This is a genomic window from bacterium (assembly GCA_016716565.1).
In the GTDB taxonomy this organism is placed as follows: Bacteria; Bacteroidota; Ignavibacteria; order Ignavibacteriales; family Ignavibacteriaceae; genus IGN2.
The window spans coordinates 128,956-150,001 of record JADJWC010000004.1; the positions used below are offsets into that span (position 1 = coordinate 128,956).

At 34.7% G+C, this 21,046-nt stretch carries 16 protein-coding genes, 1 tRNA gene and 1 pseudogene; 15 read left to right on the forward strand and 3 right to left on the reverse strand.

Annotated elements, in window-relative coordinates; genetic code table 11:
* The first annotated feature begins 14 nt into the window (after nucleotides 1-14).
* Nucleotides 15-1,142: a glycosyltransferase family 9 protein gene (locus tag IPM14_15960; GenBank protein ID MBK9099572.1), complete on the forward strand. Its 1,128-nt coding sequence runs from the start codon at nucleotides 15-17 to the stop codon at nucleotides 1,140-1,142.
* 56 nt (nucleotides 1,143-1,198) lie between these two features.
* On the opposite strand, the gene IPM14_15965 is transcribed toward IPM14_15960, so the two are convergent.
* Both IPM14_15965 and IPM14_15970 read right to left on the reverse strand, forming a co-directional pair.
* Nucleotides 1,199-2,338, reverse strand: a complete 1,140-nt coding sequence (locus IPM14_15965; GenBank protein MBK9099573.1) for a glycosyltransferase family 4 protein — start codon at nucleotides 2,336-2,338, stop codon at nucleotides 1,199-1,201.
* Nucleotides 2,335-3,447: a glycosyltransferase gene (locus IPM14_15970; GenBank protein ID MBK9099574.1), complete on the reverse strand. Its 1,113-nt coding sequence runs from the start codon at nucleotides 3,445-3,447 to the stop codon at nucleotides 2,335-2,337. Before IPM14_15970 ends, IPM14_15965 begins: the two co-directional genes overlap by 4 nt.
* A 494-nt stretch (nucleotides 3,448-3,941) precedes the next feature.
* Here IPM14_15970 and IPM14_15975 point away from each other — a divergent pair, with 494 nt between their 5' ends.
* Nucleotides 3,942-5,333 (forward strand): exopolysaccharide biosynthesis polyprenyl glycosylphosphotransferase, encoded by a 1,392-nt coding sequence (locus IPM14_15975; GenBank protein ID MBK9099575.1) that lies wholly within the window; start codon nucleotides 3,942-3,944, stop codon nucleotides 5,331-5,333.
* Between the two features lie 29 nt (nucleotides 5,334-5,362).
* Here the strand turns inward: IPM14_15975 and IPM14_15980 are convergent, their stop codons facing one another.
* Entirely contained in the window at nucleotides 5,363-6,316 is a 954-nt protein-coding gene (locus IPM14_15980; protein MBK9099576.1) for a class I SAM-dependent methyltransferase, read from the reverse strand.
* 367 nt (nucleotides 6,317-6,683) lie between these two features.
* On the opposite strand from IPM14_15980, the gene IPM14_15985 reads away from it, so the two are divergent.
* The 13 genes and pseudogenes from IPM14_15985 (at nucleotide 6,684) to recA (ending at nucleotide 21,005) form a co-directional block, all read left to right on the forward strand.
* Nucleotides 6,684-8,156, forward strand: coding sequence for a hypothetical protein (locus IPM14_15985; protein ID MBK9099577.1), 1,473 nt, complete (start codon nucleotides 6,684-6,686; stop codon nucleotides 8,154-8,156).
* Nucleotides 8,128-9,825 (forward strand): hypothetical protein, encoded by a 1,698-nt coding sequence (locus tag IPM14_15990; GenBank protein ID MBK9099578.1) that lies wholly within the window; start codon nucleotides 8,128-8,130, stop codon nucleotides 9,823-9,825. The genes IPM14_15985 and IPM14_15990 overlap by 29 nt, the downstream gene beginning before the upstream one ends.
* A gap of 29 nt (nucleotides 9,826-9,854) precedes the next feature.
* Complete coding sequence (locus IPM14_15995) at nucleotides 9,855-12,188, forward strand: T9SS type A sorting domain-containing protein (GenBank protein MBK9099579.1); 2,334 nt, start codon at nucleotides 9,855-9,857, stop codon at nucleotides 12,186-12,188.
* A gap of 130 nt (nucleotides 12,189-12,318) precedes the next feature.
* Nucleotides 12,319-14,151, forward strand: a complete 1,833-nt coding sequence (gene glmS, locus IPM14_16000) for a glutamine--fructose-6-phosphate transaminase (isomerizing) (GenBank protein MBK9099580.1) — start codon at nucleotides 12,319-12,321, stop codon at nucleotides 14,149-14,151.
* 48 nt (nucleotides 14,152-14,199) lie between these two features.
* Nucleotides 14,200-14,272, forward strand: a tRNA-Phe gene (locus IPM14_16005).
* 301 nt (nucleotides 14,273-14,573) lie between these two features.
* Complete coding sequence (locus IPM14_16010) at nucleotides 14,574-15,263, forward strand: class I SAM-dependent methyltransferase (protein ID MBK9099581.1); 690 nt, start codon at nucleotides 14,574-14,576, stop codon at nucleotides 15,261-15,263.
* Between the two features lie 69 nt (nucleotides 15,264-15,332).
* Entirely contained in the window at nucleotides 15,333-16,034 is a 702-nt protein-coding gene (locus tag IPM14_16015; protein MBK9099582.1) for a hypothetical protein, read from the forward strand.
* A gap of 47 nt (nucleotides 16,035-16,081) precedes the next feature.
* Nucleotides 16,082-16,906 carry a phosphoribosylaminoimidazolesuccinocarboxamide synthase gene (locus IPM14_16020; GenBank protein ID MBK9099583.1) on the forward strand — a complete coding sequence of 275 codons (825 nt, stop codon included), beginning with the start codon at nucleotides 16,082-16,084 and terminating at the stop codon, nucleotides 16,904-16,906.
* 162 nt (nucleotides 16,907-17,068) lie between these two features.
* On the forward strand, nucleotides 17,069-17,665 hold the full coding sequence (pgsA, locus tag IPM14_16025) for a CDP-diacylglycerol--glycerol-3-phosphate 3-phosphatidyltransferase (protein ID MBK9099584.1): 597 nt from the start codon (nucleotides 17,069-17,071) through the stop codon (nucleotides 17,663-17,665).
* Nucleotides 17,655-18,113, forward strand: a complete 459-nt coding sequence (locus IPM14_16030; protein MBK9099585.1) for a phosphatidylglycerophosphatase A — start codon at nucleotides 17,655-17,657, stop codon at nucleotides 18,111-18,113. Before pgsA ends, IPM14_16030 begins: the two co-directional genes overlap by 11 nt.
* 17 nt (nucleotides 18,114-18,130) lie before the next feature.
* Nucleotides 18,131-19,388 (forward strand): annotated as a pseudogene (locus IPM14_16035) (competence/damage-inducible protein A).
* Nucleotides 19,381-19,929 (forward strand): RNA 2',3'-cyclic phosphodiesterase, encoded by a 549-nt coding sequence (gene thpR / locus IPM14_16040; protein MBK9099586.1) that lies wholly within the window; start codon nucleotides 19,381-19,383, stop codon nucleotides 19,927-19,929. The pseudogene IPM14_16035 and the gene thpR overlap by 8 nt, the downstream one beginning before the upstream one ends.
* Before the next feature lie 11 nt (nucleotides 19,930-19,940).
* Complete coding sequence (gene recA, locus IPM14_16045) at nucleotides 19,941-21,005, forward strand: recombinase RecA (protein MBK9099587.1); 1,065 nt, start codon at nucleotides 19,941-19,943, stop codon at nucleotides 21,003-21,005.
* Nucleotides 21,006-21,046: the final 41 nt, after the last annotated feature.

Here is a 21,046-nt window from a genome sequence, read left to right on the forward strand (position 1 = left end):
CAAAAAAGAATTTTATGAAGTTTAAAAAATCAAAAATTCCGCTAACCGAACTGATCGGTAATTATAAATTTATATCAGTTATCATAGAAAATATTTTAGGAATTATTTTTTTATTATTTAAACTATTAAATAAGAAATCTGCAATAACCACCGGTCAAGTTGTTATAATATCATTAAACAGAATTGGCGATACAATTTTTACAATTCCTGCGTTGAGAGAAATAGTCAAAACATATTCAGATAAAGTGATCATATACTGTTTCACTGAGTCAGTCCCGATTTATAAATTGGAATTTCCTAACCTCAAGTTTTCAGTAGTTACCCATGATGAATTTCGCTTTAGTGAGAGAATTCCAAAAGGTTCTGCGAAAAACAAATTAATAAAATTGAAACCCGAACTGATAATTGATTTTACAGGTTCAATGGTATCAGCTTTATTAATTCTAGAAACGCTGACAAAAAAAGTTGTTGGAATAAATAGAAATTATTTTAGAAAAGTTTATGATGAATTTATTCCTGTTAGAAAAGAACCAGATCTGATTGATATTTATTATGATGCAATTTCGCCCGTTCTCAGTGCTTCAGTTCGCCACAAATTTAATCTTGATAGGATTAATGCAAATCCCGATGGTGCAATTCTTATTCATCCTTATGCCGGGTGGAAAGAAAAAGAATGGAACTTTAAGAAAATAATTTCTCTGGCATCTCTAATCAATGAAGAATATGAAGTTAATCTGATTGTAAAAAAAAATCAGCTTGAGAATGATGTGAAAAATGAAATTGATTACCACAAGATTGGAATAGTAATTACCGATTCTATAGATAAATTAATAGAACAGATTAAAGAATGTTCACTATTTATTGGCAACGATTCTGGTCCGGTTAATATAGCTAACTATCTCGGTAAACCAACTTATTCTATATATGGTTCGACTAATCCAGATTTTACCGCTTCCACAGAAACGTATCAAATATTTAGTCAAAAGATTCTTAATTGTTCAGCACAAAGAAATGATAAGTATTGTGCTATTGGAGCCGATATATATTCTTGTCCAGGAAATGAATGTATGAATATACTATCTGTTGAAGAAGTTTATAATGCTCTGCAGCCGCTATTAAATTCTTATTGTTCAAAAAAATGAATCAGTAGTTTTTTTCAGAAATGTTGGATGAAATGATTTAACTTAAGTCTGAAAACTTAAGCGGTCCGAAGACATTGATCAGTGTAGAACTGCTCGTATTCTTTTATGCCTTCATTAAAATTAAAGTTTGTATGTGTCATGCGTCTGGCATTTTCACTGAAGAGTGTGAGAAGAGAAGGATTTTCAAGTAAACTTAAAACAGCATTTGCCAAGCCCTTGTAATCGCCTTCTTCCACGAGATAACCTGTTTCACCTGGAAGAATTAAATCTTTTATTCCAACAACATTAGTTCCAACTGAAGGTATTCCCATAACCATTGCTTCAAGAAGAGCATATGGAAGTCCTTCGTAATGAGACGAAAGAATAAACAAATCAAAAATTTTATAAAAAGCTTTTGAGTTTTTCTGAAACCCTGCTAACTGAATTCTTTCCTGCAGACCTAATTCATTAATTAATTCAAGACACTTATCGATCAAAGGACCATCTCCAACTATAACTAATTTAGTATTGGGGATAGCATCGTTAATGATTTTGAAACTCTTTATTAATGTGATAGGATCTTTTTGATAATATAATCTTCCGACAGTTCCGAGAATGATGTCTGAATTTTTGTCTTTTAATTTATCTGAAACCTTGTTCTCATAGATGTGATCACTATAGTCACTTGGATCGATGGAATTGTAAAGTGTAATAACTTTTTTGCTTGGAACGATTTTATGTTCTAAGGCCAAATCCCGTTCCGAACCCGATACGGCAACTAATTTATTGGTAAGATAACCGAGATACTTTTCTAATTGAAGGTAAAGAAGTCTTCTTGCTTTTATTCGAGTGTCGCAAAACATAAAGCCGTGTGGAGAGTAAACAACATTTGGATGTCGGCTTATAAAGGTAGCCAACCTCCCAACAAATCCCGCTTTAGTACTATGACAATGTACAATGTCATATTTATTTTCTTTAATAATTTTTCTGATCTTTAAAATATTCGAAATGTCTGTAAAAGAACCGCTTCTACTAATGGGCAATCCATAAGTTCTGTTAAAAATGCCAACGCTTTCCTGAAGAAAATTTTTATTCCTTTTGGTTGAGAAAACTATATCGATTTGAAATTCAGATCTGTCTATTTTTCTGGCTATATCGATGACGTGTTTTTGGGTTCCACCGGAAGTTGCTTCAAGAATATATAGAATCTTTATCATTTGTAAGATTCTGCTCCTAAAAGATTTGCATAAAAGTTATCGAGTTTCATAACATGCTCTCTGATATCAAACAATTTAGATCTTTTTACTCCTGCATCAACTAACTTTTCTGCCAGTTGAGGGTTTTCAATTATATTTAAAACTGCATCAGCAATGGCTTCCGGATTTTTTGCGGGAATCAGAATGCCACTCTCTCCATCAACAACAACTTCCTTGATGCCATCAACATTAGTTGCGATGACAGGTATACCTGAAGCCATGGCTTCAAGCAATACAATCCCGAATCCTTCATACAACGAAGGAAGTACAAAAACATGCATCCTTTTATAAAATGGGATTACATCTGCAAATTTACCAAAAAATTTTACTGAATTGCTAATCCCTATTTTCTTGGCTAGAGCTTCTAGTTCATGCAGAAGTGAGCCGTCACCAACTATTTCAAGTTTAACACTAGGAAACTTAGTTAAAATGATTTTCATTGCCAACAAGAGATAGCTGATACCTTTTTGTGGCTCTAACCTGCAAACCGTGCCTATGATTATTGGATTTTCCTTCAAAATTTTATTTGAATCAGCGATTTTGAAAAATTTATCATAATCAACCCCATTGTGTAAAACAAATATTTTCTTTGATGGAATCAGCTCATACCTGTTTAAACTTTTTTTAACCGAATTAGAAATCGCAATTACTTTCTTGCTTAGAAATATGCTTATCATTTCAAGCAGTAAGAAAATGTTGTGTTTCTTTGGATTTACATTGTTGTGTTTGTGTGTAACTAAGATTCCCCGCTTAGAAATTAAATGAGCGATTGCAGCATAAAATCTTGCCTGAAACAAATGAGAATGGATTATATCGGGATTTTGCTGCTTGAACAATTTTGCTAATTGAAAAACAACCAGTGGACTGAATCTTGATTGAATTTTAAGAATCGTAACTTCACAGTACTCTGATATGTCTTTCAGCAATTCATCAGGCTTTTCCCATAAAGCAATAACATGGAAATCATACTTTTTATGATCAAGTAATTTAAGATATGAGAGTAATAATCTTTCTGCTCCCCCGATTCCAAGGCTTGTAATTACATAAAGTATTTTGATTTTTTTATTCAAGCTGTTGTCATTTCATTGCTTTGTAAAAATCTGAACATTTCCTGCTTATTAAAACTGACGCAAAAATACTCAGCATGATATTGGTTTTTTTATGAGCAGAATTCATTCCCGTCTATTAAATAATTAGTAAGAAGAAGTATGATGAATAAAAAAATGATTAAACACTGCTAAAATATAGTGATTAAAAGACATTTCAGCATGAAAATGAAATCAAAATTGTTTTTATAAATAAGTCCTTGAGAAGAAAGAACACAAATATTTTAAAGCCTAATTTTTCTTTTTCAAATAATTATTATTTGGTTAAGTTTCAATGTCAGAATTTTATAATTCATCAGAACAAATTTCGGTGTAATTTAACTTTATTCGAAAGTGATTTTCTTAAATAAAAATCACTAGTCGTTGGAGATATGATTATTGATTCTTTACCCAGCTTATTTATTGTGCAATCTTATTCCACATGGTATTTTGTAAATAATTGAATTTATATATCACAAATGATTTTCAATAAAAAATCGATTTATATATCCAGTGTCATCACAGATTTTATCTTAATAAATTTTTCTTTTTTACTAGCACTTCAAATTTCACATACCTCTGATCTTAGTTTAGAAAAGAGTCAGCCTTATTTGCTGCTAATAATTCTAAATTTTGTCTGGTTTTTTTATACAAACTCAAGTGAATTTTATGAAGAATTTTTAATCAGACCTTTTCCTATACAGATATATAACATTTTCAAATTATCTATTGTTCTTTCAGTATTTAACATTCTTTTCCTCTTCATTATCACGCAACAACTGTATACACGAAACTTTATTGTTATAAATGGCCTGTTGATATTCATTACACTGATGATCCGGAGTGTAATCTTTAAAGGTGTATTACGTGCACTCCGAAGCAAAGGAAAATCAATAAGAAATTTGCTAATCATCGGCGCAAATAAAATCGGTGATCGTTTCCGGGAAGTAATTACAAAAAATCCGGAGTATGGTCATAGATTTGTTGGATTTATTAATGATAGTCCTTCCGAAAATGTCATTGGCTCTTTTTCCGAACTGGACAGAGTAATTAAAGAAAAAAAAGTCGAGGACGTTGTAATTGCTCTTCATTCAGAATCAGGAATCAATCTGGATGAAATAGTAAACATATGTAATAAGAATGCTGTTAAGATTCACGTGATTCCGGATTTCATAAAGTTTTTATCATCCAGATTTCAAATAAGTTCCGTCAGTAATATTCCTGTCATCACTGTCAGAGATGAACCTTTAAATGAATTCTTCAGGAGATTTCTTAAAAGAGTTTTTGATATTTTATTTTCTCTTTTAGTCACAATATTCATTTTATCATGGTTCATGCCCACTGTTTCCTTGTTAATCAGATTGGATTCAAAAGGGCCAGCAATATTTGTTCAGGAAAGATATGGCATGAGAAAGAAGCCTTTTAAGTGTTTGAAATTTAGAACGCTTACTTATCAAAAACACAGTCCGGTTGAATTTCAACCCATTGTCAAAAAAGATCCACGGGTAACCCGAATAGGCAGATTTCTTAGAAAAACAAATCTGGATGAGTTGCCTCAATTCATTAATGTTTTAAAGGGCGATATGTCCGTAGTTGGTCCCAGACCGCTCATCAAAGGTGTTGACCAGGTCTATCAAAAGGTTTCTGAAGAAATTAATATGAGATATAATGTTCGACCTGGACTCACTGGCTGGTCACAGATCAATGGTCTGAGGGGAGAGGTTGTCGACGAGAAAGGAAGTAAATCTCATATTACAGAAAAAATGAAATTTGACTTATGGTATATTGAAAATTGGTCGCTGAAATTTGATATACAAATAATATTAATTACCATCTGGCAAATGATACGCGGAGATACGAAAGGGTTTTAAAGTATATTGAAAGTAATTAATTTTAAATTTCAAAACAAACCCCGGTATTGTTTTAGTAATTCTCTATCCTCAAGTACCGTATCTGATTTCTTACCTATAAAATAAAAGCCTGAAGCAGAATCAATGGTGCCAGGATTATTAATAGTCATGTGGTCAAAGTATTTCCAAAAAAAGGAAGTGAATCGGGTAAAAGGAATAAATAATTTTTTTACTCTCCTCGATTTAAGAAAACTGAAAATGAAATAGCTATAAGTCCAAGCAAGCGCCATTCCTGAACCGCAAACTGCTCCACTGTCAACTTCTGAAAATTCTCTGAAAAGTCGTCTATGCCCAAGTTGGGTAAATCTGTGAAAGTCAAACTTTCCCATATGTACCTGCTGGATAAAGGGTGTTTCAGCATAAACCAAACCTTCATTTTTTAGCACACGATGTACTTCTTTCACACATTGATAAGGATCGACTACATGTTCAAGCACTGCCTGTAGAATTACACAATCAAAATACTCATTTGGAAAAGGAATACTATGTGCATCAAAAATAATTTTGGTTCTTGGTCCAAAACTGACATCGCTCTCGACAAGAGATAAATTTGGCTCGTTAATAAAATCTTCCATCCCTTCACCGATTATACTTCCACCAATTACCAAAACTTTTACTTGCTCAACATTCTTCAGTAATAATGATAACAATCTGCTATAGTTCGATTTAGCTTTAAGATTATTGCTAATCGATGGAATGATTTTTTTTATCAAATTTTCTGTTTTGCTTTCCTTTAATTGGAAAGTCGTTGTGCGTTTATTTAAAAAATCACTTATATTAAAAATACTTTTGGATTCATCAATTAAAATTGGTATCCCATCTACCAGAGGAAATTCTTTTAGACAACTTTGATTGTGACACTTGAAATTTATATGTGTCTCGATTAGCCTGCTGAAGCAATTTGGACAAAGTAAATCCTTAAAAATATCTTTATTAAAAGGCATATGTTATCTTAAAATATGTAATGTTTTTATTGTACTTCCAAGTTTAATTTATCTTGTTTGGAGATCAATTCACTCTCAAATTTAAAAACAAGTATCATTATCAAGAAAAGTTTAATTATTCACTAACTCAAAGGTAAAGAATTATTGTAAAAGTATGGTTAATATCAATCTGAATCTTTATTCACTACGAAACAGAGCGGCACAAATATTTTAGATAATAAAATTTATACTTAAAATGAACCAATAAGTATACTCGGTACCATTAATATTGTGATCATCGGAAGTTCATTATAGCATTTTTTTGCACTTGCCTTGAGATATTCAAAGTGCTATGTTTCGTTTGAATTTTCAACCTTCGAGGAACTAAATGAAACAATTACTCCCTGTGTTCTTTGTCAGTTTGATCTTACTCTTTATCAGTCAAATCACTAGTGCACAAGTATATAAAGTGATTGAATCTGCTAATGACCATATTATCGTCGAATTTAATTTTGGCAGTTCATATTCTGTTATCGATACAATAGTAGAAGGGAAAACCTTTCAAAAAATAAAAGGAGTAGATCATTCAATAAGAAGACCGGGAGATCCTTGGGTACCGGAATTTAAAGTTCTCGTGGGTGTTCCATATGAATGTAAGCCGACCGTAAAGATCCTGCAGAATAAACAATCAACTCAGAAAAATAAATTTATCATTCCTTATCCTGAAGAAGATCCTGTTTTTGTAAAACAGGATTTTGATAAAATAAATGTAGAGGTTTATTCTAAGAATGAACTGTTTCCAATTACATCTGCCGGGCTGGAAGAAACATACATTTTTCGTTATTCAAATGTGCTTCCAATTTCAGTTTCACCATACCAGTTCAATCCCGTTACGAGGGATCTTGTTTATAACTCTTTTGTGTCAGTCCGAATTGATTTCAATTCCGCCTACATAGGAAACATAATCTCTGTTGATGATGCAATGACAGACGAATTCTTAAAATCATCGACAATAAATTATCGGGAAGCTAAGTCATTTGCTGGTAAATTTATTTCAAATGATTCACCGCTGATTCAGGAAGATTATTGGCATAATCCGAACAAAAACTATTTTAAAATATATCTCAAAGAAAAGGATGTATATCGAATCAGATATAGTGAACTGGTTGCAGCCGGTGTGCAATTGGGAAATAATACACCAATAGATAAACTGGAATTTTTTAATGATGGTTTACCAGTTCCGATTGAAATATTCGATATCAATTCAGATCAATTTTTTAATGCTGGTGATTACTTACAATTTGTTGGATACCCTGCCACCGCAACACCCTACTGTAAAACGAATATTTACAACCTCTCAAATGTTTATTGGTTTTCCTATGAAAGTGATTCTTCTGGTGTGAATTATAACCTAACTCCTGGTTGGTCTGACTATACAAGAACATATTTTAGTAATTTAACTACTTTGCATTTTGAAAAGGATACTTTATACGAAAGACTTGGATATGCACCTAATCAAAATAGAGACTTTTGGTTCTGGGATAAAGCTTCGTCGAGAAATCAACAAGTCTCTTATGCTTTTGTTGATTATTTTGAAGAGTTCGCAAATCGTAACCCTGACTCAGCCTATGTTCGTTTGAAAGTCGCAATGCAAGGAATGAGTACAAGTTCACTTTGTCAATATGACCATAAAGCTTATATAATTATTAATGGTAAAGAAGTTGGTAATATTGTATGGGATGGGCAAAATGATATTGTGTTTGATAAAAGATTTTATGTTTCTCCCGATAGTATTCCAATTTATCCTGGTAATGAAATTAGAGTGGAAGTGCGTGGAGATCAATATTACTGTTATAGATGATGAAATTCGCATTAACTGGTATGAGTTTGTGTATTGGAGAGGAAATTCTTCAGCTAGTGATTACTATACCTTTGAAAATAATGATGGCTGGGGAACAAATCGATACGGGATTTTTAATTGGCAAGGCAATGATATGCGAATTTACATCCCGTCAAAAAATAAGATGATTTATTTACCCGATCCGGGAAGTTATCAGCAGTTTGTTGATACAATGAGTTCAACTACCGAATATTTTCTCGTATCGAGTGATTACTACTCAACCGTTGATTCAATTGTAGCTGATATTTCATCTGATCTCAGAAATTTATCAAATGGTTGTGACTACATTATAATTACACATACTAAATTTAGTGAGATTGCAAACCAGTTAGCTGCATTGAGAGAAACAAATTTTCCTGATGAATCGATTCCTGACCCTAGGATATGCATCGTGGATGTCCAACAGATTTATGATGAATTTTCGTTTGGATTTTTAGATCCAAATGCCTTGAAAGAATTCACTAAATTTGCATTTGAGAACTGGCAAGTACCTGCACCCTCATATGTCGTACTTCTCGGTGATATGAGTTTTGATTACAGATCGATCAATCCGGCAAGTCGCCCTAATTTCATACCATCTATTCCTTACTTTACAACGCGTTATGGACAAGCAGCGAGTGATAATTTAATCGCAGCAGTTGCCGGCAGCGATGCTGCACCTGACCTGGCGATTGGAAGATTATCAATCGAAACAGTTACGGAAGGTGAAGTACTTCTTCAAAAGTTAACGGACTATCCTGATGATCCGACAAAACCATGGAAAGAAAATGTTCTTCTGTTGGCATCTGGTTTAAGTCTTCAGGATGAAACACAATTTGGTTTTAATGATGCAAGTTTGTTCCTTGGTAACAATTATGTGATTCCTCAGGGATTTAATGCGACTTACGTGTTCCGGTATCCAAGTAAACCCGAACACGAACCGTATCAGGGAGAAGGACCCGAGATACGTGCAGAGATAAATAAAGGAGCTGTACTGATCAACTATTACGGTCACGGTGGCGGATATCAATGGGATCTTGTTTTTACAAATGATGATATTTACCTTCTTGAAAACGAAGGCAGACTACCTGTAATCCTAAGTGTTACTTGCTATACAGCTCACTTTGATAATCAGGATGTGTTCGGTGAACAATTTAATAAAGTACCCGGCAAAGGAAGTATTGGGTTTTACGGAAGCTCCGGATTGACTTATTGGGGAGTTGGAACCGCAATTAACCGTGAACTTTTTGGCGAGATTTTTACTTCGAGAAATTATATCACCGGTAAAGCATTTATGAATTCCAAAAACCGTGTACCTCCCGGTGGATTATATGGAACACAAATAAATTTGTTGACTTATCTTGGCGATCCGGTAATGAAACTTGCATTACCCAAATATCCTGATTTCGAAATTAAGTCAACTGATATATCACTGATTCCGGAGAACCCGTTAGTCGGCGATAGCATTCAGGTAAAAGTTAATGTTACGAACTGGGGCACTGTTTTTCCTAATGATTCAGTAGTTGTTGAACTTTTTGCTACACTTCCGGATACTGCTTACCAAATTGGATCAATTAAAAGAGGAAGCTATGGTGCAAAGGATTCTGTTTACTTTCTTGGGTACCAAATAAAGGTGGTCTATATAGATTAACCGCTAAAGTAAATGAAACAGATGTCATTTTGGAAGACGATCACTCAGATAACATTGCTGAAGCACTCTTTCTTATTTTTAACATTAGTGAACCGAATATCTTAACTCCGATCGATGGATTTGTTTCTACATCAAATCAAATAGAATTCAATTTCGCAGATGTTGGATATTATCTTCCTAAAGAATTAAAATATTTTATTGAAATTGATACATCAAGAAATTTTGCTACTCCATTATTTTCATCAGGTGAATTAACTCCGAATAAATCTCACGTAAAATGGACTTCGCCAAATATTCCACCAGGTGTTTATTTCTGGCGTTCAAGGATTTTCGAAGGACAGGATTTTGGTAACTGGAGCCCGGCAAGAAGTTTTACGATAATGAATGAATCCAAAAACGGTTATTATGCTCATTCAATGATTTATCGAATAGGCACCGGTAATAATGGTACTAATAAAGGTCAGTTCTATGGTCCATTTACTAGTTTCAGAGATACAGTGTTGCATAATATAGTCTATCACAGTGATGGAAATCTCTATGTGGCGATAGGCGAACCGTATAAAATTGTAAGAATAAATGTTGCCACTGAACAAATTGACACGATTGCAGTTCCTCCCGGACTGATAAGAGATGATTCAAGAGTTGCATATGGTCCACAGTACCTAACCTCCGATGGTCAGTATGTGTATAATCTTGCTTATGTTGATTCTTTGTTGAATCCAAAATACAAAATCCGAACATTTGATCCAGCAAATGGTTGGACTTTAGCGAAACCTGATTTAAACCTTTTCGGTATAAGTTATTATCCTGGCTTTACAGGATTCTTCGTCCACGGTGAGAGAATCTATACCTGTGATTATTACAATAATTACATGAGAAGACACAGATTAACAGATGGATTTTTTGAAGAAGAATGGTTAATAATGGAACCCCATCCTCAAAATTTCAGAAAATTTTTCGCATGGGCTTATGATTGGCAGAACGATAATGTGTACAGTTCGGTATTCAGGAACCTTGATACAACAAATACAGTGAAGTTTGGAAAATTTGCTGGTTATTACGTAGATGCTAATGGAAATATCACAAGTCAGAATGTAGGTCCTGTTGCTTGGTGGAATCAACTGAAATATGATTTTATTAATCCAAGCTCCACTGGCGAATACTCTACTTATCTTTTAGGTCAGAATTCAACAACAAAAAATTGGGATACGTTACAAGTAAATGTTCCGGATTCAATGTCACTATCAGGAATAAATGCTGATGAGTACCCTAATCTTCGGTTAAGATTTGATATGACAGATTCAACATTTACAACTACCGAGCCGATGGAACTTAAAAGTGTACACTTTGATTATCAGCCGCTCTCTGATGCTTATGTTGAAAGAGAAGATTTTAATTTTCAACAGGATTCATTACTGCAGGGATACCCTGTTACTTTCGATTACTTCGCCAGAAATTTCGGAGAGCTTCCAGCTGACTCGATGAGACTTAGTTTTTATTTGAACGGACTTGATAGTCTAATTTTCAATCCAATTGTTAGCATACCTGGTGATAGCTCATCCAATACGGTGCAGCATACAATCGATACCAGAAAACTTTTATTTGAAAATATTGTAAGCGTTTTAGCTGATCAGGATAAACGAGAATACTTCTACTTCAATAATTTAGTTGATAAACAATTTTTTGTAGCGAGAGACTCCATCCGACCCGTTTTCGATGTGAAATTTGACGGACAGGAAATTATCGATAACGATATAGTTTCATCCACACCCGAAGTTGTTATCAGATTAGAAGATAATAGTCCGCTTCCACTTGATACTACTTTCTTTACTATTGTTCACAACAACAAACCTTTAAGATTTTATCAGCCTGAGTTGAGCCATAATTATGGAGGACCTGGAACACCGTTTGAGATTATCTGGAAACCAACACTTCCTGATTCGACCAGGTTACTCACACCACCCGAAAGAAATACATTTGAAGTTTTAGCTAAAGATGCTTCAGGCAACTTCTTCGACTCCACATCGTACCGTGTTATTTTTAATGTATATACTGAAAATGATATCTCTGATGTATTTAACTATCCAAATCCGTTTACTAGTTCTACTCACTTTACTTTCATACTTAAAGGTAATGATAAACCTGATGAAATCAATTTAAAGATTTTTACTGTTGCAGGAAGACTAATCAGGGACATTAAACTAACTCCAACTGATTTGATAACAAATTTCAATAAAATTTATTGGGATGGCAGAGATGAAGATGGTGATGAAATAGGTAATGGAGTATACTTCTATAAAGTAATCGCCAAGTTTCCTGATAAAACGAAAACCATTACACAGAAACTTGCAAAAGTCAGATAACGAATAGATTATTTGTTGAGCCCGATCTTTAATTAAATGAGTCGGGCTCAGCATAAATTTTTATCGGCACTAAACTTGAACTATTCAACAATTCAATCAATAAATCATTAAATGGAGGCCATAAAGCAGCATGTGTGGAATAGTAGGTTATGTAGGAAATAAGAATTGTGTTCCTATTTTGATACAGGGACTCAAAAGGCTTGAATATCGAGGTTATGATTCTGCCGGTATTGGAATCATACACGAAGATGAACCAATAATCATTAAAAATAAGGGGAAAGTATCATTACTGGAAGATAAAGTAAATGATCTGGTCCTCGATTCAAATTTGGGCATTGGACACACTCGTTGGGCAACACACGGCATCCCGAACGAACAAAATGCACACCCTCATACAAACAAAGACAGAACACTTTTCATAATACATAATGGTATAATCGAAAATTTTCAGGTGTTGAAGAACGGATTGATATCGCTTGGTTACCAATTTGAAAGTGATACTGACTCCGAAGTATTTGCACATCTAATTGATAGCTTTTTGAAAAAGGGATATAGTCTTAGTAAGTCTGTTCAAATGGCTTTAAATGAGGTTAATGGAACGTACGGTCTTGCAGTTATATATTCAAAAGAACCGGATAAAATAATTGCAGCAAGAAAAGGCTCACCATTAGTTATGGGAATTGGTGAAAACGAAAATTTTATAGCATCGGATGTTTCAGCTATTCTGGCGCACACAAAAAATGTTATATACCTTGATGATGGAGAATTTGCTGAAATTTATAAAGATAGTTATGTAGTTAAGACAATCGCTGATGAAACAATAGAAAAAGAAATTCACGAAATCAATATGAGTATCGATGAGATCGATAAAGGCGGCTATTCTCATTTTATGCTAAAAGAAATAATGGAGCAGCCTGAGTCCACTCGAAATTCTATGCGTGGAAGACTGCTCATTGATGAAGGATCCGCAAAACTTGGTGGATTAGTTGATGTTCTTGACCGGTTAGTTAATTCAAGAAGAATCTTGATCTCAGCTTGCGGTACATCATGGCATGCTGCATTAGTCGGGGAATACATGCTGGAACAATTTGCCAGAGTGCCTGTGGAGGTTGAATATGCCTCAGAATTCAGGTACAGAAATCCGGTCTTGACTGCGGACGATTCTATATTCTTCATTTCACAAAGCGGTGAAACAGCTGATACTCTTGCTGCATTGAGAGAAGCAAAAAGTAAAGGTGCACTCGCACTTGGAATTTGTAATGTTGTTGGCAGCACAATTGCTCGCGAAAGTATGAGTGGCGTTTACATTCACGCAGGTCCGGAAATCGGTGTTGCTTCAACCAAAGCTTTCACTGCTCAGCTTGTTGTATTGGCTTTAATTACATTGCTCATTAGTAAGAGAAAGGGTTTAAGCAATTTTGAAGGAAAGAAAATCGCCAAAGCTTTATCTGAGATTCCTGAACAAATTGAACAGATACTAAAATTGAATGATGAGATTGAGAAGATCGCAGAAGAATTTAAAGATGTGCATAATTTTCTGTACTTGGGTAGAGGCTATAATTTTCCTGTAGCACTCGAAGGTGCATTAAAATTGAAGGAAATATCTTACATTCACGCAGAAGGTTATCCTGCTGCAGAAATGAAGCACGGACCAATTGCTTTGATCGATGAAGATATGCCAGTTGTTTTCGTTGCTCCTAAAGATTCAACTTATGAAAAAATATTAAGTAATATTCAGGAAGTCCGGGCAAGGGGAGGACGGATAATTGCTGTAGCGGATAACGGTGATGGAGAAATCGACAAACTTGTTGATTATACGATTAAAATTCCCCGCACAATTGAAATGTTAACTCCAATTCTAACTTCGATTCCGTTGCAGTTGTTGGCTTATCATATCGCTGTTAAAAAGGGATTAGATGTGGATCAGCCGAGAAATCTCGCAAAGAGCGTAACTGTAGAATAATTCTTTTGAGAAAACTAAGTTTATTCTTATTTTTGCTCGCTAATTTTTGGGCAGATAGCTCAGTCGGTAGAGCAATGGACTGAAAATCCATGTGTCGGCGGTTCAATTCCGTCTCTGCCCACAGCAAATGAGGCTGATACCGACAGCCTCTTTTTTTTATTCTTTACCTCATAACTTAATCTGTATTTCACCGGAGAACATAAATGAACGATTGCTGTCCTGTATGCAATTCTGTCAATAGAACTATATTAGGAAAACCAAAAACAAATTCGATCGCTGCACGTTTCGTGAAGGTTGATTACAAAGTTGCTCAATGCTCAAATTGTCAGCTTTATTATGTTTACTCCACCAATTAGTTTCAGTCCGGACAGTGGGCTGAGCTTTACAATTCAGAATATTTTTCAGATCAATCAAATCTATTAATTAAAAGAAGAAAAAAAGAACTCCTTGAAAGATTCGATACGGCTCAAAAATTTGTCTCAGGAAACACAAAAAAAATAAATTACCTCGATGTTGGTGCAGGTGAGGGGAAAGGATTACTTGAGGCAGCAAGAAGAGGTTGGGAAGCTACGGGCATTGATATTGTCGATAATCGTTTGAATGAGGCAAAAATTTCTGAAATAAGATTCATCAAATCGAATTTGCTGGATTCGAATTTGCAGAAAAATTATTTCGATTTTATTTATGTTGATTCAGTAGTTGAGCATGTTTTGAATCCCGTCGAATACCTGACAAAAATAAAATCATTGCTAAGTCCCGGTGGAGTTATTTATATCGGGGTTCCGAATGAAGATTGTCTTTTTAACAGCGTCAGAAAATTAGTGTTTAAAATCACTGGAAAGAAGGAAGAATCAGAAAAAATAAAACCTTTTGATATTCCTTATCACGTAATCGGATTCAATGATCATTCACTCCAATATTTTTTTGATCAGATCGGATTGACCGTTCTTAAGAAAAGAAACTTTGGCCGAAAGTTTGATTTCTTATCATATTCCCCGGCAAGCAAATCATTCTGGATTGGTCTTTTTTTCATGCTTCCTGTTGAGTATCTCGGACTAATGCTAAAAAAAGACATTTACTTTGAAGCATATCTGACGAAGAAAAATTCCTGACTTTATTTGTTATAAAATGTTGATTTATTATTCCTGTATTGATTAATAAATTTAGGATACTTTAACCCGATGAAAATTTTTTTTTTAATATTGTTGTATTGCATACTTATTCCGATAATTGCTGCCTCAGATAGTCCAAAAGAATCATTTGAAATAAATCATAACTATAACAGCGAAGATTATTCAATCGGTCCAGAATATTTTCCTGTAAATACTTCTATGAAGCTTATTTATAATTCAAGTTTGGGTGAAGCTTTCTCTGAAGTTAGGAAAAAGGGTAATGAGTACATCTTAGATTTACGGAATGATGATTTCTATTTCACCCAGACTGTATATGCTGAAAATGATACAATCTTCCTGACAAAGCTTGATCAAAATGTTGATGTTTTTCTTTTTATATCCTCGAGTATCTCGGTTACGTACAATCGTCCGTACCTCCGGTTTCCTTTTCCTCTGAAGAAAAATGACACCTGGAACTGGGAAGGCGTTGAATTTATTGATGAGCAAAATCCTGATACAATAAACGTTTCAGGCAAAGTGCTGGGTTATGAAAAACTTGTAACTGAAGCAGGCACTTTTGATTGTGTTAAATTTCAAATCGACATCCGAAAGAAGAAAAGAGGCACACATACAAAATTTTATGAATGGCGGACTCCCGGCATCGGACTAGTTAAGCTTGAAGCATTTATTGATTCAAAAGGATTTATTGGAACAGTGATGAATCTGCTAGGATACGACGAAATGAAATTTGAGCTTAAAGAAATTATTTGATAATTAGATTTAACAAGATATATTTCGATTAAAAAAAGAGCAATAAGATGAAACCAGATGTAATATTACAGACGAATTTTCCCAATCTGAAATTATATGCAAGAGGCAAAGTAAGAGACATCTATGAAGTTGATGATTACCTTCTACTTGTTTCTACTGACAGGCTCTCAGCATTTGATGTAATCATGAGTCAGGGAATTCCATATAAAGGAATGGTGCTTACAAAAATCTCTGAGTTTTGGTTCAACTTTACAAAAGATATCATCCCCAATCATTTTATTACAACCGATGTAACTAAATATCCTGCTGAATGCAGAGAATATTCTGCAGTTCTGAAGAACAGATCAATGTTAATTAAAAAAGCGAAAGTAGTTCCAATTGAATGTATTGTTCGCGGATACATTACAGGTTCCGGCTGGAAAGATTACAAAAAGACAGGTGAGATTTCCGGAATTAAATTGCCACAAGGATTGCAGGAATCTGAAAAGTTCCCCGAACCACTTTTTACTCCTTCAACAAAAGCTGAAATTGGTGAGCATGATGAAAACATCTCCGCTGAGCAGGCAATGCAAATTGTTGATAAAGAAACCTTCAATTCAGTCAAGAATGCAACAATCAATATTTATAAAAAAGCTTCAGAGTATGCATTGACCAAAGGAATTATTATTGCAGATACGAAATTTGAATTCGGTAAAGTTGATGGAGAAGTAATTTTAGTTGACGAAGTGCTTACACCTGATTCTTCAAGGTTTTGGCCATTGGATAAATACGAGAAAGGAAGAGGTCAAGAAAGTTATGATAAGCAGTTTGTCAGAGATTATCTTCTTTCTATAAATTTCAATATGCAGCCACCACCTCCGCCATTACCGTAGGATATTATCGCAAAAACAAGCGAAAAGTATCTCGACATTTATAAAAAACTTACCGGTGAAAGTTTAGTTTAGTTTTATTTCTAATAATATTTTTATTAGAATTACAACTGTGTATTATAATTGATAGTATTTCAATCAGGATTTCACACGGTCTGATATTAAATGACGCTTCCAAATCAACTCACAGTTTTAAGAGTAATACTTTCTCCGGTATTCCTGTTTTTTTTTCTCTCTGAAATAATCTGGATGAAACAAGTTTCAGTTGCAATCTATATTGTTGCAGCGCTGACTGATTGGTATGATGGTTGGCTCGCAAGAAAATTCAATTATATCACAAGCTGGGGAAAATTCTGGGATCCGCTTGCAGATAAAATTCTAACTTCATTTGCTTTTATTGGATTTGCTCTTGTTGATTTAATTCCGTGGTGGATGGTTGGAATAATTGTCGGAAGAGATGTGATCGTTACTCTGCTCAGAGTTTTTGCTGATATGAAGAGCTATCAATTCACTACGAGCTACTACGCAAAGTGGAAGACAATGTTGCAAATGATTTTTCTTTACTATTTGTTAATTCTCTACGTAGCCCAATTTACACCTGAGGTAAATGCTGCTTATTCAGAATTAATTTCAGCATTATTAAATAAACGATTAGTGTTCTACATTGCATTAATAATAACTGGGATAACATTTCACTCTGGAATTCTATACATAAAAAGAAACTGGAACATCATAACCAAGTTGATGAAGATTGAAAATTAATTATTTTGAAAAATTTATCGGATCAGGATTTTATACGGGTTATTCTCCTGTAGCATCAGGAACTGTGGGTAGCGCTGCAGCAATTCTAATTTATTTAATTCCGGGATTTGAAAACTTGTATATAATTATTCCGATCACAACTCTAGTTGCGATCTATGGAATTTATGTCGGGACGAAATTTGAAGAAGAGTACGGAAAAGATCCCGCACAATGCACGGTTGATGAAGTAGTAGGCACCTGGATTTCTCTAATTGCTTTACCAAAAATTTTCTGGGTTGTGTTGAGTTCTTTCTTACTCTGGAGAATTCTCGATATTATTAAACCTCCACCTGCAAGAAATCTTGAAAGGCTCAACGGTGGACTTGGAATAATGATTGATGATGTGATCTCAGGATCTTATACATTATTGATTATGCATCTTGTCGTATATTTGCTCGTTAAATTTTAATATTTTATCTGATTGAAATGAAAGCTTACATAATTACGATAGGCGATGAAATACTTCTCGGAAATACACTGAATACTAATGCAGCATTCATCGGTACTCAGTTGTTTGATATAAACGTGCCTGTTGTTAAAACTTCAGTAGTTGGTGATGATAATAATTCAATTCTGAATGAACTTGGCTCATCTTCTGAACAAGCTGATTTGATTTTAATAACAGGTGGTTTGGGTCCGACACACGATGATGTTACAAGAAAATCAATTGTGGATTTTTTTAAAACAGAACTGATTGAAAACCAGGAAGTGCTGGAAGATATAAAAGTACTTTTTGAAAAACGAAAAAGGAAAGTTACACCTGTAAACATTGATCAGGCAAAAGTTCCCAAAATTGCTGAGGTCATTAGAAATAGTTAACGGTACCGCACCGGGAATGTGGATTGAGCAAAATGGAAAGATTTATGTAGTTATGCCGGGCGTTCCTTATGAAATGGAAGGGATGATGCAATCTTACATAATTCCAAAACTGAAGGAGAAAATTGGAGAAGATCAAAATATTATTTTGCGGAAGATGATTCTCACAACAGGAATTCCTGAATCAACTTTATATGAGCGACTTGGCAATCTTGATGATTTACTCCAGGGAGGTAAGCTTGCTTTTCTTCCGAATCAATACGGAGTTAAGCTTCGGATATCTGCTGAAGGCCCCGAAGAAAAAGAATTGAAAAACAAAATGATGGAAATTGAACAGCGTATTCGTACAAAAGCCGGTCGATTTATTTATGGCGTTGGTGAAGATCAGCTTGAAGCAGTTGTTGGAAGACTTCTTCTCGAAAGAGAATTCAAAATCGCAACAGCCGAATCCTGCACAGGTGGACTAGTAGGAAATATGCTTACAAATGTCAGTGGCAGTAGTAAATATTTTGAACGCGGAGTTATCTGTTATAGTAACGCAGCAAAAGTTGAGATATTAAAAGTAAATGAAGATACACTAATGGAGCATGGTGCTGTAAGTATGGAAGTTGCAATGCAGATGGCAGAAGGAATTAAATCAACCAGTGGTGCTGATATCGGTTTGGCTACGACTGGAATTATGGGTCCAACTGGCGCAACTGCTGAAAAAACTGTCGGTTTGGTTTATATTGGATATTGCGATGATAAAGTTTGCACAGCTAAAAAATTTCATTTCGGTGATGACAGATTACTGAACAAGCAACGAACTGCACAGGCTGCATTGGATTTTGTAAGAAGACAGCTGCTTGGAATTTCTTCGGATGATTAGACTATTCATTGCGTTACTTATTCCTGATGAAGTTAAATCTATTTTATTTGATCATTGCAATAGTGTCATAGAAAATTCATCAGATTATAGATGGGAAGAAAAAGATAAAATTCATCTCACATTAAAATTTATTGGTGAGGTGAAAGAGGAATTTCTTCCTCTAATCACAAATGAAATTGAATACGTTAAAAGCTTCTCATCTTTCAATTGCAGTATTTCTAATTTTGGATTCTTCTATAGATTTAACGAAGCAAAAATTCTCTGGTGCAATCTTGATACTGATGAATTAATAATTCCTTTGATAGATGAATTGAATATGAGACTAAAGAAGTATAGTATTGAACCTGAAACCAGAAAATTCAAAGGTCACCTTACATTGATGCGAGTTAAAAGAAAAGTTAGTGAGGATTTCATCAGAAGTTTTAAGGAATATAAGTTTAGTCCTGTAAAATTCACTGCAAATGAAATTGCGTTGGTTCAAAGCGTACTCAAACCAACCGGATCGGAATACAAAGTTTTAAAAATTTATGAACTCAAATAACGGAGGTTAAAATGACAGCAGATAAAGAACAAAAGTTAAAAATAATTGATGATGCTATTTCGTCGATAGAAAAGACTTACGGCAAAGGTTCGATCATGAAACTCGGTGACGGAATCGTGCAAGAGATTGAAGCGATTCCAACCGGCGCGCTTTCACTGGATTATGCACTCGGAATTGGTGGAATTCCGCGTGGAAGGGTGACAGAAATTTATGGACCTGAATCAAGCGGTAAAACAACTCTCTGTCTTCACGTAATTGCAGAAGCACAAAAAACTGGCGGACTAGCGGCTTTCATTGATGCTGAACATGCACTCGATGTAAACTATGCAAAAAAGCTTGGTGTTGATACTGCAAATCTTTTGATCTCACAACCCGATTTTGGAGAGCAGGCTCTCGAAATTACTGACACATTAGTTCGAAGCAACGCACTCGATGTGATTGTAGTAGATTCCGTTGCTGCACTTGTTCCTCGTTCTGAGATTGAAGGCGAAATGGGTGATGCAACGATGGCAGTTCAAGCTAGATTGATGTCACAAGCTTTGAGAAAACTCACTGCAGCAATCGCTAAATCGAAGACTTCTGTGATTTTTGTAAATCAATTGCGAAGCAAGATCGGAGTGATGTTCGGTAATCCCGAAACAACAACCGGTGGAAATGCTTTAAAGTTTTATGCTTCTGTTAGAATTGACATTCGCAGGATCAATGCGATAAAAGAAGGTGAAGATGTTGTCGGTAACAGGACAAAAGTAAAAATTGTAAAAAGTAAAGTTGCTCCTCCGTTCAAACAGGTTGAATTTGATATTCTTTACAATGAAGGAATAAGTAAAACAGGTGACCTGATCGATCTTGGTGTTGATCAGGGAATCATCAAGAAAAGCGGTGCGTGGTTTACTTATGGTGAAGATCGATTTCAGGGAAGGGAAGGTTTCAGACAAAAGTTACTCGAAATGGCAGACTTAAGGAATAGCCTGGATAAAGAAATTCGTACGAAACTTGGAATGATTAAAAATGTTGTCGCTGAAAAGAAAGAAGAAGTGGATGACAAGCAAAAACAGAAGGATAAAAAGTTAAAATAGTCATTGCGAGAAGTTCGGCGTTCGCCGAATGACGAAGCAAT